The sequence below is a fragment of the Chitinophaga sp. 30R24 genome (genome assembly GCF_049056765.1).
GTDB lineage: Bacteria > Bacteroidota > Bacteroidia > Chitinophagales > Chitinophagaceae > Chitinophaga.
In genome coordinates this window covers 768,641-781,572 of the sequence record NZ_JBJGXX010000002.1, presented here as the reverse complement: position 1 = coordinate 781,572, position 12,932 = coordinate 768,641, and the positions used below count along the sequence as shown (strand labels likewise).

General features: G+C 39.0%; 13 protein-coding genes and 2 tRNA genes. 10 read left to right on the top strand and 5 right to left on the bottom strand.

The annotated features are described in order from the left end of the window. Positions 1–15 precede the first annotated feature (15 nt). Positions 16–789, bottom strand: coding sequence for a nucleoside triphosphate pyrophosphohydrolase (gene mazG, locus ACDQ55_RS09740; protein ID WP_420981184.1), 774 nt, complete (start codon positions 787–789; stop codon positions 16–18). Positions 790–1,103: 314 nt separating this feature from the next. Here mazG and ACDQ55_RS09735 point away from each other — a divergent pair, with 314 nt between their 5' ends. Continuing rightward, on the top strand, positions 1,104–3,383 hold the full coding sequence (locus ACDQ55_RS09735; RefSeq protein WP_420981183.1) for a Tex family protein: 2,280 nt from the start codon (positions 1,104–1,106) through the stop codon (positions 3,381–3,383). Between the two features lie 98 nt (positions 3,384–3,481). Here the strand turns inward: ACDQ55_RS09735 and ACDQ55_RS09730 are convergent, their stop codons facing one another. Both ACDQ55_RS09730 and ACDQ55_RS09725 read right to left on the bottom strand, forming a co-directional pair. Next, on the bottom strand, positions 3,482–3,883 hold the full coding sequence (locus ACDQ55_RS09730) for a hypothetical protein (protein WP_420981182.1): 402 nt from the start codon (positions 3,881–3,883) through the stop codon (positions 3,482–3,484). 289 nt (positions 3,884–4,172) lie between these two features. Further along, the gene (locus tag ACDQ55_RS09725; protein WP_420981181.1) at positions 4,173–4,952 is read right to left on the bottom strand and encodes an enoyl-CoA hydratase-related protein; all 780 of its coding nucleotides are present in this window, start codon (positions 4,950–4,952) and stop codon (positions 4,173–4,175) included. A gap of 170 nt (positions 4,953–5,122) precedes the next feature. On the opposite strand from ACDQ55_RS09725, the gene ACDQ55_RS09720 reads away from it, so the two are divergent. The 3 genes from ACDQ55_RS09720 (at position 5,123) to ACDQ55_RS09710 (ending at position 6,260) form a co-directional block, all read left to right on the top strand. Next, positions 5,123–5,965 carry an RHS repeat domain-containing protein gene (locus ACDQ55_RS09720; protein ID WP_420981180.1) on the top strand — a complete coding sequence of 281 codons (843 nt, stop codon included), beginning with the start codon at positions 5,123–5,125 and terminating at the stop codon, positions 5,963–5,965. 119 nt (positions 5,966–6,084) lie between these two features. After that, positions 6,085–6,157 (top strand) — tRNA-Gly (locus ACDQ55_RS09715). A 17-nt stretch (positions 6,158–6,174) separates the two neighbouring features. Next, a tRNA-Leu gene (locus tag ACDQ55_RS09710) sits at positions 6,175–6,260 on the top strand. Positions 6,261–6,696: 436 nt separating this feature from the next. Here the strand turns inward: ACDQ55_RS09710 and ACDQ55_RS09705 are convergent. Beyond that, entirely contained in the window at positions 6,697–7,014 is a 318-nt protein-coding gene (locus tag ACDQ55_RS09705; protein ID WP_420981179.1) for a hypothetical protein, read from the bottom strand. Then, complete coding sequence (locus tag ACDQ55_RS09700; protein ID WP_420981178.1) at positions 6,980–7,525, bottom strand: hypothetical protein; 546 nt, start codon at positions 7,523–7,525, stop codon at positions 6,980–6,982. The genes ACDQ55_RS09705 and ACDQ55_RS09700 overlap by 35 nt, the downstream gene beginning before the upstream one ends. Positions 7,526–7,590: 65 nt before the next feature. On the opposite strand from ACDQ55_RS09700, the gene ACDQ55_RS09695 reads away from it, so the two are divergent. The 6 genes from ACDQ55_RS09695 (at position 7,591) to ACDQ55_RS09670 (ending at position 12,926) form a co-directional block, all read left to right on the top strand. Beyond that, positions 7,591–7,989: a hypothetical protein gene (locus tag ACDQ55_RS09695; protein WP_420981177.1), complete on the top strand. Its 399-nt coding sequence runs from the start codon at positions 7,591–7,593 to the stop codon at positions 7,987–7,989. 427 nt (positions 7,990–8,416) lie between these two features. Then, entirely contained in the window at positions 8,417–9,664 is a 1,248-nt protein-coding gene (locus ACDQ55_RS09690) for a site-specific integrase (protein ID WP_420981176.1), read from the top strand. A 109-nt stretch (positions 9,665–9,773) separates the two neighbouring features. Continuing rightward, positions 9,774–10,949: an ImmA/IrrE family metallo-endopeptidase gene (locus tag ACDQ55_RS09685; RefSeq protein ID WP_420981175.1), complete on the top strand. Its 1,176-nt coding sequence runs from the start codon at positions 9,774–9,776 to the stop codon at positions 10,947–10,949. A 10-nt stretch (positions 10,950–10,959) separates the two neighbouring features. Continuing rightward, complete coding sequence (locus tag ACDQ55_RS09680; RefSeq protein WP_420981174.1) at positions 10,960–11,451, top strand: hypothetical protein; 492 nt, start codon at positions 10,960–10,962, stop codon at positions 11,449–11,451. A 6-nt stretch (positions 11,452–11,457) separates the two neighbouring features. Next, entirely contained in the window at positions 11,458–12,477 is a 1,020-nt protein-coding gene (locus ACDQ55_RS09675) for a hypothetical protein (protein ID WP_420981173.1), read from the top strand. After that, entirely contained in the window at positions 12,477–12,926 is a 450-nt protein-coding gene (locus ACDQ55_RS09670; RefSeq protein ID WP_420981172.1) for a hypothetical protein, read from the top strand. The genes ACDQ55_RS09675 and ACDQ55_RS09670 overlap by 1 nt, the downstream gene beginning before the upstream one ends. The last annotated feature ends 6 nt before the right edge of the window (positions 12,927–12,932 follow it).

Sequence of the window (12,932 nt, the reverse complement as noted above, 5' to 3'; positions counted from 1 at the left end):
GCCGGAGTTAAAAGGTTATTTGCTGTTTTCAGTGGCTTTTACCTGGTTCCAGAGTGTATCCATTTCCGTTAAGGACATATCATTCAGGGTACGCCCTTGTTGCAAGGCCAGTACTTCCATAGCCTGGAAGCGGCGTTGGAATTTCTTATTGGTGCGTTCCAAAGCATTTTCGGCATCAATGTGCAGGAAGCGGGAATAATTGACAAGCGAGAACATTACATCGCCGAATTCATCTTCTATAGCATCTTTATGGCCCAACTGCACCGCTTCGCCTAATTCCGCCACTTCTTCCTGCACTTTTTCCCATACCTGGCTGGTATTGTCCCATTCGAAACCGGTTTGTTTAGCTTTTTCCTGGAGGCGCATCGCCTTTACCAGAGCGGGCAACGAAACAGGCACACCGCTGAGCACAGAGGTCTTCCCTTCTTTGAGTTTTAGCTTCTCCCAGTTTTGCTTTACCTGGTCTTCGGTTTCTGCTTTCACATCTCCATAAATATGCGGATGACGGTGGATCAGCTTATCACAAACTCCGTTGATCACATCATTGATATCAAACTGCTGTTGTTCCGAACCAATTTTAGCATAGAATACAATATGCAGCAGGATATCTCCCAGTTCTTCTTTAATAGACTTCCAGTCTTCCTCAGTAATAGCGTCTGCCAGTTCATAGGTTTCCTCAATCGTGAGCTGCCGGAGCGTTTGGATAGTTTGCTTACGGTCCCAGGGGCATTTTTCCCTTAAATCATCCATGATCTTTAATAGGCGATCAAAAGTAGCTGTCTTTTCCATATGTTGTAAAAATAGGGACATTTCGGGATTTTCAGCGGGTATTGTTTCATGCAAAGGGGGCTACAGGGACTTCCCCACAAGGCAATGCCGCAAGAAAATGACAAAGAACAGGAGGGGATTTCAAGCCTTTAGCCGGGCACATATTATTTTTTTGTTCTCTCTTGTTTTTCCTTGATAAAAAGGCCATTTTAGTTACATTTGCGAGCTATTAATTTGTAGCGATTTCCTGGTTGAAGATGTTAAAATTTTGTTGCTGCAAGGTAATTACAGGGTCTTAATATCTGATAATCAAAAATCCCAAAATGTATTGATTTATGAATCCGAAACACATTGCGCTTATTTCATCGGAGTTAAGTATTTCCGGCAAGCAGGCAGAAAATACCATGAACCTGTTAGCTGAAGGATCTACAGTACCCTTTATCAGTCGTTACCGTAAGGAGGTAACCGGAAGCCTGGACGAGGTGCAGATAGGCCGTATTGAAGACTTACAGAAGCGTTACAAGGAGGTGGATGAACGCCGTGAGTTTATTATCAAAACGATCACAGAACAGGAAAAAATGACGCCTGAGCTGCTGGCCAAGTTGGAAGAAACCTGGGTGCTGGCAGAGCTGGAAGATATTTACCTGCCTTATAAACCCAAACGCAAAACCCGCGCTACTGTTGCCATTGAGAAAGGTCTGGAGCCGCTGGCAAAGCTGTTATTTGAAGCACAGGATGGCGACATCGCTGCTGCCGAAACCTTCATCAACGAACAGGTAGGCAGTTCAGAAGAAGCACTGAAAGGTGCGCGTGATATCATTGCGGAATGGATCAACGAAAATGCAGAATGTCGTGATAAGCTACGTAAATTGTTTACCAATACCGGTAAGCTGACATCCAGGGTAGTAGAAGGAAAAGAAGTGGAAGGCGATAAATATAAAGACTACTTTGAGTTTTCAGAAGACTTGCGGGAAATGCCTTCCCACCGCGTACTGGCGATTCTGCGTGCAGAACATGAAGGTATTTTGTTCAGTTCCATTGCTCCTGAAGAAGAAGAAGCGATAGGCCTGCTCAACAAACAATTTGTAACTGGTAAAGGCAAGGCAGCAGAACAAGTAGGAAAAGCAGCAACGGACGCCTATAAACGCTTATTGCGCCCTTCGCTGGAAAATGAATTCCGGGCGGTAGCCAAAGAAAAAGCGGATGCTGAAGCCATTGAAGTATTTACAGAGAACCTGCGTCAGCTGTTACTGGCAGCGCCATTAGGGCCTAAAGGCGTTATTGCGATAGACCCTGGCTACAGAACAGGTTGTAAAATAGTAGCATTGGACAACCAAGGTAACATGCTGGACAATGATGTTATTTTCCCACTGGAAAAAAATTATAAAAGAGATGATGCAGAAGCCCTGTTGAAAAAGTGGGCAGAAAAATATCATGCCGAAGCGATAGCAGTAGGTAATGGTACTGCCGGCCGGGAAACAGAAGAATTTGTAAAGAAGATCGATTTCGGTAAAAAGATCAATGTATTTATGGTGAATGAAAGCGGCGCTTCTGTATATTCTGCTTCAGAAGTGGCGCGTGAAGAATTCCCGGATCACGACGTTACAGTACGTGGCGCGGTATCTATTGGCCGTCGCCTGATAGATCCGTTGGCTGAACTGGTGAAGATAGATCCTAAATCGATCGGTGTAGGCCAGTACCAACACGATGTGAGCCAGTCGTCCTTGAAACAAAGCCTGGACCGCGTAGTAGTAAGCTGTGTGAATAACGTGGGCGTAAATCTGAATACCGCCTCCAAACACCTATTGGCATATATTTCAGGTTTGGGCCCCTCCCTGGCGGATAACATTGTAAAATACCGCAAAGAGAATGGCGCTTTCAGCAACCGTATGCAGTTAAAGAAAGTACACCGGTTGGGCGATAAAGCATTTGAACAATGCGCGGGCTTCTTACGCATAGAAAACGGCGATAATCCGTTGGATAATTCTGCCGTACACCCGGAACGCTACGATTTGATCAAGGAAATGGCGGCCAAACAAGACTGCTCTGTACCAGATCTGATGAGCAAAGAAGAACTGCGCAAAAAAATCAATCCAAAAGATTATATCAGCGAAGAAGTAGGTTTGCTTACCCTGGAAGATATCCTAAAGGAGTTGGCCAAACCTAGTCGCGATCCCCGTGATGAGATCTCTATTTTCGAATATGCAGAAGGCATCCACAAAATAGAAGACGTAAAACCAGGTATGGTGTTACCAGGCGTAGTCACCAATATCACCGCCTTTGGCGCCTTTGTGGATATAGGTGTAAAACAGGATGGCCTGGTACATATCTCTCATCTGTCCAACAAATTCATCAGCAATCCAAATGAAGCGGTAAAGCTGAACCAGAAAGTACAAGTTACTGTACTGGAAATAGATGTAGCCCGTAAGCGTATTTCCTTGTCTATGAAAGATAATGAAAAAGCGCCTGGCAATACACAACAATCACCGCGCAAAGAACAACTACGCCGGGATAAACCGGCAGCAGCCGGTAAACCAGCCAAGGAAGTGAAGGAAGCTCCACTGAATGATTTCCAGGCAAAATTGGCTGCCTTAAAGAATAAGTTCGACCGTTAAGATTAAGGCAGATCTAGATATAATAAGAAGAGCGTGTACCATCAAGGCACACGCTCTTCTTATTATATCAAATATGTTACGCCTCGTTTCAACTACCGCTATCTGCTTCCATCTATTATCCATTGCTGGAATTTATCCGGGTAATTTGTATTGCCATTTTCGATAAAAAGTACCAGGTGTTTATTGATTGTAAAGCCGGCATAGATGATATCACGGTCTATATCGATAGCCATAGCAGCTTCATCATAGCCTGATTTCCCGGGCATATACCCTTCACTGAAGAGGATACCATCTTCTACTTCTATGGGAGGCGCTACTCTCAGGCGCTCGAAGAAGGATTTCCTGGCTTTGCCCAAAAGCAGCTCAAACCGGCTTTTCAGCGGTTCTTTTTCAAACAGGCCACTTTCTATGGCGTATTTACCTTCGAATATTCTGAAGCCGTTCCAGGAGGCTACCTGGTCTGTTTGAATGGTATCTCCACTGGCAATCATTGAATCCATACGGGGAATATGTGGTTTTCCAACCGATATTACAGTCTTTGTATGCGGTGCCGGATAGTTGTTGCAAGCAACGGCACATATAGTAAACGTTAATAGTGATGCAACAGGAATCCTCATCGCACTCATGGTTAAAATTTTTATTTCTTTGATTGCAAGAAGTTACAAAAGCCGACAGGCACTACTTTCTCCTATTGGAAACGATTATATAGCGAATTGATCAGCTAAAGTCGGCGGAAGATTAACAAGTCAGATAATAAAATAGTTTAATGGTTTCAGATAAATTTTTGGATTATTTTCCTTTAAATACAGGTGTTCTTTTTTCGATAAACGCCTGCATACCTTCCTGCTGATCTTCTGACGCAAAGAGAAGATAAAAGTTTTTACGTTCAAAATGGAGTCCTTCTTCCAAGCTGGTTTCGAAGGCCTTTAATACCGCTTCTTTCGCGAGCTTAAGCGCCACAGGGCTCATACTGGCTGTTGCTGCGGCCAATTTTATGGCCTCCTGCAAGTAAAGTTCTGTAGGCACCACCCGGTTTATCAAGCCTGCTTGCAGGGCTTCTTCAGCGGTGAGTAAGCGGCCGGTGAGCACCATTTCCATGGCCAGGGCTTTTCCTACAGCACGTGTAAGCCGTTGGGTACCGCCAGCACCGGGCATGATACCCAGTTTAATTTCGGGCTGGCCCAAGCGGGCAGTTTCGCTGGCGACTATCATATCACAGAGCATCATCAGCTCACAACCACCACCCAGCGCAAAGCCACTAACAGCCGCAATAATAGGTTTCTTTGTTTTTTTGATCGTGTCCCAGGTACTGAACTGGTCTACATTAAACATATCTATAGCTGTTTTATCAGCCATTTGTTTGATGTCGGCCCCGGCAGCAAAAGCTTTTTCATTTCCGCTCAGTACAATTACCCGTACCTGTTCATCTGCATCCAATACTTTCAGGGCTTCTCTCAGTTCTCCCATCAGCTGTAAATTGAGGGCATTCAGTTCTTTGGGGCGATTTAATTGAATGTGGGCCACATAGGGCGCCACTTGTTGGTGTATAATAATATATTCTGGCTGCATACTTAAAGTTAAAAAAATATTATAACAATCAGTACACAGCCCCTACCAATATTACCGGGATTCAGGCGTTGTTGATAAAACACATAACGAGTTAATACAGAATTATAAAATTTTAATATGATTTTTGCGTTTTACCTTAGCAACTACTAAAAATCAGCGACTTTACGTTCATGAAGAAAACAATCCTACTGGCACTGAGTACATTGGCATTTGCCGGCCAGGCTTTCAGTCAATTTTATTTCCAAGATATTTATAATACCCAGCAAACCATGGCCACCATGGCTTTACTTAAAGGTAATAAAGTAAAGATCCAGATGGTGCAAACGTTGGATGCCAATATGGAAACAGACCGCGATTTCCGTTGCGAGCGCAGTTTAAGTCCTACCCAGATGAAATCGCAGACACAATCCAGTGCCACCGGTTATTCTGCTATGACCTCCTCTTTTTCCGGGAAAGGCCAGCTCACCAAAACAAGCGACAGCACCAGTGCCAGTGTTACCATTACGCTGTACCGGTACAATAACCAGGGCAAACTGCAATACATTAACAGCAGTTCCACTACCCGCGACAACAAAATGCATTTCGAAGAAACCCGTAGCTACAGCTACGATACCGCCGGACACCTGCAGCAGATGATCCAGAAAAAGGGAGTGAATGGCGATTCCGCATTGGTACTCTTCAATACCGATAGCAGCGGTAATGTAATCGAAGAAATAGAGCGGCGCCCCGGTACTCCCGTTAAACATACCTATTACAACTACGATAAATCCGGGCATCTCACCGACGTATACAGATACCAACCTACCAAGCAACGTATGTTGCCGGATTATATCTTTGAATATAACGAACAGGGACAATTAACTAAAATGACTACCGTTAATGCCCAAACGTCGTCTTATACCATATGGCAATACGAATATCAGCCCAATGGCTTACCTTTAAGAGAAACTTGCTATGGTAAAGGGAAAGAGTTACTAGGCCTGGTAAAATACAGCTATGAACTGAATCCATAGATACAGTCAAAAAAATTAAGATTCATAAAATATTTGCATTCAGAGGGAAAAAAATTTTGCAACTTCAAAAAGATTCCTATCTTTGCAATCCCAACGAAAAAAGTTCTTATACAACAAAAGCGGAAGTAGCTCATTTGGTAGAGCACGACCTTGCCAAGGTCGGGGTGGCCGGTTCGAGCCCGGTCTTCCGCTCGGATTATTCCCTACAAACCCTGGTGGTGGAATTGGTAGACACGCGGGACTTAAAATCCCGTTCGCAGCAATGCGAGTGTGGGTTCAACTCCCATCTGGGGTACTTGAAACCGTCATAAATACTTGAAAGACAGTATCTTATGGCGGTTTTTTTATGCCCAAATTTTCGAGTTCGCTTCCCTGTTTTTTACACATTATTTTCATTTTTAGCCACTTACGTGTTCAAATCCCATCTGGCTCAAATCCCCTCTGCTAGCTGAAATAAACTAAGGATGAATAAATTTTGTCCTACAAACGAATAGCAATACTTCGTTCTGTCTTCCTCTTTGATCTGCGAGAAGTCCGTCCAGTCAGCTTTTACGGTGTCTTCAACTTTTTTATCACAGCAATGACATTCGTGGCTAACGATTAATTCATCGTTTAGCCCTTCCAGTGATACTGTCATATCAAAGCCACAGTCCGAGCATTTTTGCATAGGCATATCATAGCGCCTTCCATCAGCATCCACTAGCACTCTGGGCAAATGACCCTTTAGACATTCAAAAACAAATAATGATCTTCCATATCGAAGAAATAGGTGCAGAAGCGCAAGGGTAAGCCACAGACGTCACATGTGACGTCTGTGGCATCGGGAATTTATCAATGAGCAGATCCTTCATCTCATCACTGTCCATCATTTCCTGTACTACCAGGTGCTTAATATTTGCCCTTTGAATTGCAATCGTTTTGTGCAAATCAAATTCAAGATCCCTGTTATTAGATTCATCAGATATTCCTTGCAACAAGGTAATCGTGTGGCTATCATAACAGTTAAGATAGCTACTATCTGCCTTCCGAAGTTTTGCCTTTGTTTTCATCTTTAGACTGTTTTAAAGTGAGAAGATCATAAAACAAACCCTTCTTGTAGTTGAAAGCCAAAGCTGGATGGATGGCCGAGGTAAGAAATAATTTACCGTCAAACTCAAGTGCCTCCGGAAAAATCAATTTCATTAGTTTAAATTTTTCCGCCTCTCCACATGTCGTAAACAACTCATTCAAATGCATTAACATCTCTCCCGCCCTACTGAGCATATCCAGTACTGGTAATTGTTCTTTCATCAGGATATTTGCTACTGCCTCCCAATGTGCCTTATACAGGCTGCAATCGGCATATGTGCGTTTGTATATACTAGTTGAAATCACCCCATTTAATAGGGCAATTTGTAGGTAACTAATTTTTTGATTTATTGTCTTTATCTGATCAACGCACGTTTTTATCTGCGCACTTTGATTCTTCCGGTATTCCTGCAACCAATTCACAGCCTTATCCCGAACCAGGTCAAAATCAGCCGGTGTGAAAGATAGCTGCTTTAGAATTCTATTGCGCATATGACCTAGCTTCCAAACTTAATGTCATTACGTGTCCTTATTGTAATAGAAACTATACAGTAACTGTGGATCAAGGAAATCAAAGGGTCGTTAGGCCAGATTTTGATCACTTTTTCCCTAAAAATCAGTATCCACTACTTTCTTTATCATTCTACAATCTAATTCCTAGTTGCTCAATCTGTAATCGCACGGTTAAAAATCAAGCTAAAGTTATTTATGGACAATATATTCATCCTTATGAAGAAGGATTTGATAATTCGATGCACATCCGATACTTCCCCAAAGATCTTGATAGTTCTCTTGGGCTAAACAACAATTACTCCATTTTGACATCAAGAAATCCACTACCATCCTCCAAGGCAATAAGAGCAGAAAAAAGTTTCAAGTTATTCAAACTGAAAGAAATCTATGAGGCAAGCCATGGTGAAGAAATTGCAGATATGGTAAATATCTTGAAATGCTAATAAGATCCTTTCCTAAATTGGGCAATATATCAGAGCTATACCGAATGGCATTGGGCGCATATTATAATCAAGATGAATTCGAAAAAAGGCCACTATCAAAGCTGACAAGTGATGTAGTGAAGCAGCTTGCATTCGACTTTCCAAATATTACCTAAGCTCTTTTAAAATAAAGTTTCAGTAAAAATACATCAAAGATTAAAACAGGTAAAACGGTTGTAAATAGAGGCTTTACAATCGTTTTTTGATTTTTTGGTAATGAGGTAAAAAGCAGGAAAAAGCAACGATAGGCAAAAGTAAGGTTACTAAAACGTTACTTTTGAATATCGAAAACAATCGTTTCAAGACACTGTATTTCAGCTTTTTGCATAGTTTTTCATATTGTTCCGTGGCTCACATAAGTTTAATTTTATCATTAAGAATTGTGAGTATGGAAACGACAAAAAAATCAACGTTTAAGGTTTTGTTTTACCTTAAAAAGAATGCCCCAAAGAAAAACGGATTGGTTCCGATTATGTGTAGAATTACCGTAAACGGTACACAGTCTGCATTTAGTACCAAACTGGATATTTCTATAACAAATTGGGATTTAAAATACGGCAGGGTTTTAGGCAGAAGCAGGGAAGCCCAGGACGTGAACGGCAAACTTGATAAAATCCGTTTGGGTATTGAAGAGTGCTATTCCAAAATTCTGAAGAACGAGAGAGCAGTAAACAGTGCGAAACTTAAAAATGCCTTTCTCGGTATGGAAAGCGGAGAACTGACCTTTTTCAAGTTCTGCGAACAATTTCTTTTAGACTTCGAGAAAAAAGTTAATAGTGGACTTAGGGTTATAGGCTCTTACCGGAGGTACAGGACACTCATAAAGCATCTTCGCAATTTTGCACGTGTGAAATACGGTTATATCGATGTATCGTTTAGTGACCTTACCCCTGATTTTGTGCAGGACTTTGATTACTACCTGCGTGACCATCATTTAGGGCATAACACGGTTTGGGTATATATGATTGGATTTACCACGCTTTGCCGATTAGCAATGAGCAGAAAACATCTTGCTTTCAATCCTTTCAGCGAGTACAAGAATACCAAAAAGGACAAAGACAGAGGCTATCTGTTACGGAACGAGTTGGAACAACTTGTAACATTCAACTGTGCTACAAAGAAAGATGAGTTGATAAAAGACCTGTTCGTTTTCAGTTGCTTTACAGGACTGTCTTATTCGGATATGAAAGCATTGAAAAACAGCCATCTTCAGGAGTTCTTTGACGGTAACAGGTGGATTATCATACGCCGGAAAAAGACGGCAACATCGTCAAACGTGATGCTTTTGGATATTCCAAAAATGATTATCGAGAAATATGCAGGACTGGAAAAGGACGGAAGGGTTTTTCCCGTACCCTCAAACACGGTCTGCAATGACAGCTTAAAGAGAATATCCGGACTTATCGACTGCATTAAAGAAAAGAAAGTAACCTTTCATTTGGCACGTCATACCTTTGCCACCCTGTTTTTAAGCGAGGGCGTTCCGCTCGAAAGTTTGAGCAAGATGCTTGGGCATAAGAACATTGCCACCACACAGATTTATGCCAAGATTCTCAACGAAAAAGTCGGAAAGGATATGCAAAAGGTTTCGTACAAGTTTAAAAGTATGGAAAGGTCTTTTGTTTCTGAGCTATGATTTCATATTATTAAAATAACTTATTTAAAAATAGAGGTAAATTTACCTCTATTTTGTTTTTTATTCGAAATTTTTTATTATTTTTGAGGTAAATTTACCTTTTATAGGAATGATAGATAATTTATTACATAAGAGTTTTGAGTATAACGGACCTTCTATTGAAGATTTGTTTACAGAGAAATTAGAGCAGTCAGGCTTAACAAAAACCCAATTTGAGAAGCTGTCTGGAATGGAGAGAAGAAGTTTGGATGCTATTTTAGATAAGACTTCTAAGCAAACTGATATTATTAAACTATTAAAGCTCGCTGAGTTTTTGGAGGTCGATCTAAGTGACTTACTCATTATTTATTTCAAAGATAGACCTGTTGAAGAAATCAGAGAGCTTCAATCATCAATGGATATTACATTCATCAATAAATATTTTGATTTAAAAACATTGGCGGGATTAGGATTTATTCAAAAGAATGATTCTTTAGAAACTCTGAAAGACCGCATTTGTAGCTTTTTTGACTTAGATTCTATTTACGATTATGATAGAGAGTTAAGTGATGCTCTTTATAGTAGAACTAAAAAATCTTTCAGTGATAAAATGAAAGACTTTTGGATAAAATCCAGTTATAAATATTTCGAGCTTATTGATAATCCAAATGAATATAGCAGAAAGGAATTGGTCGAACTGATTCCTAAAATCAAACCTTACACTCAAAATATAGAAAATGGCCTGCTAACTGTTTTTCAAGCATTATATAATATCGGCGTTACAGTAGTTTTTCAGCCATTATTACCTAAAACACAGATTAGAGGCGCAACTTTTTTCATAAATGATAAACCGTGTATTGTAATCACTGATTTTAATAAGAACTATGCTACCATTTGGTTTGCGTTAATCCACGAATTACATCACGTATTATTTGATTTAGAAACAATACAAAAAACAAGTTACCATTTATCAGGAGAGCCGGATTTGTTTTTAATTCAGGAGGACAAAGCAAATGAATTTGCCTCTGAATACTTGTTGTCCTCAGAAAAAATGAGATACATTGAGAAATTGATTCATAATAAGTTTATGGTAGAAAAATTTGCCAAAGAGTGTCAAATACATCCTTGTATTATTTATTCTCAATATCAATGGAGGCAATCTGAATTAGGAAACGATTATTGGGCAGCATTTAAAGATGCTTTTCCAAACATAAAAAATATAACCAAAAAATTGAATGTTGCTAATTGGGATGTGGAATCAATCAAAGAAGCATCATTAAAAATAAGAGAATTATTAACTGTATAAAGCAACCGGAATGAGCGATAATAATTTAAACAAAAGCAAAGTAGAACGTAATCTCTCGAAAGAAGATTTAGAAAGATTAGAGATTTTACAAAAATCAGAAGAAGTAAAAGGCGAACAGCTTTTTATAAATTATGACTCAGAAGTTGTAATTGAAAACGAAGCTGAAAAACTACTCGGTCAAAAAATAGATGACCCTGTTCAAAAATTTCAGTTATACTATCACGGTCTTACCAAACTATTAAAAGATAATTTGCTTAAGGGTAAAGAGTTTGAAGATATTCGCAGAATAGTATATGATGAAAAGAATGTCCTTATAAACCGAGGTGCTAAAAAAGATGAAAAGGGTATTCGAGGAAGCGACGGTAGAATGGCTTATATTGAAGATTTGGAAGAAGCAATAAAAATTGTTGCAGAATGGACAAGTAGAAAAGGAACGCCGGCAGAACTTTTTATGTCTTTTTGGGATAAGAACGAAGAACTTGGTTATGGGCATCAAGATTAGTTTATTATGAGCAAGAATAACTTTACAAAAATTGGTTTCGATTATGGCGTAAAACCATTTTTTATATTATTAGGCGATATGGAGTTTTCAGATTTGTTTAAAAAGGCTGATTGTAGAGGTGTTGCCTACATTTTTAGACAAGGAGAAAGTGAAGAAGAAATGATTCCTGTACAAATGGCATTTATGTTTCAAAATGAAGAACCAGCCGAGAAATTTATGGATAATTTGTTAGGATGGATTTCAAAATCAAATGATGATGGGGATGCCGTTAGTATGGAATTCATTGAGAATAATGAAGGTGGATATACAATAGCAATTTCTCCTGAAATTGATAGATTCCATAACAGAATGATTCCAAAAAATCTAAGAAATAGAGTAACTCCCATTTTTATGGTTCAGACCCACTTTAAGGAAATTGATACATTAGGTCAGAATTATTTAAATTTTAAAGCTAACTATTCTAAAGCTGACGGTATAGCTATTGGCTATGTTATTGGGAATGCGAATAAAATTATCAAACAAAGTAAAAAATACTTTATCAAAAAAGATTTTCATTTTTGTAAACAAGATGATATTTCCAATAATTCAACTGCAATGACTTATCAAGCTGTAAAAGGAAAATCATCATTTGACCCTAGTAAATTTCCAAAACCACCAAAGGAATCTATAGAAAAAATAACAGAAAGAAGGGTTTCCGAAATGAAATCGTTATTACCACTAACCTATAACAAATTAAGCAATTTATGGTTAGGTGATATACAAAAAAAACTAAGTGGAACTTATGATATGGAGATTATAAAACAAGCCATTTGTAATTTGACAATTTTTGAAAGATTAAAGCAGATGGACAATTTGTCTCCTGATTTTACAAAAGAAGGATATCCAAACAGAATACAAGAATATCTACTTGGAACATATGAATCATTTGATAGTTATTATCCTTCGGATGGTTTCTATACAGAAGAACGCATTGTTAATCAAGTTAAAAATGACCAAAGAGAATTAGAAAACTACTTAAAAAAATAATGGAAACAGAAATGGTAACTATATTTTCATCCCTTTGTGCTTTTTTATTAGCAGAAAAAGCAGGAATAGCCTCTAAAGTGATTGCAAGTGCAACATATGATGGTTTAAAAAAAGTGCTCGATTTTTCAACATTAAAAAATAGGATTAGTAAATTTTTTCAAAAAGAAGAAGATGCAGATAAATACATAGAAATAATATGCAATACTGAATCTAAAAATACATCCAAACCATTTAGAGATGTGGAGGATAGTTACGAAGAAATTTCAGAAAGACCATATAATGAAGAACTTTACAACGAAGTAAAAAAATGGATTGAAGAAAATCAGGAACAGATCACCAATGTTTCGAAGATGGAATTTAAAAATGAAAAAGGATTTAATATAGGAGTTCAAAATGCCGGAAAAAGCATTTTCAATATTCAGGGAGATTATAAACCAAAAAAGGATTAAATCGTA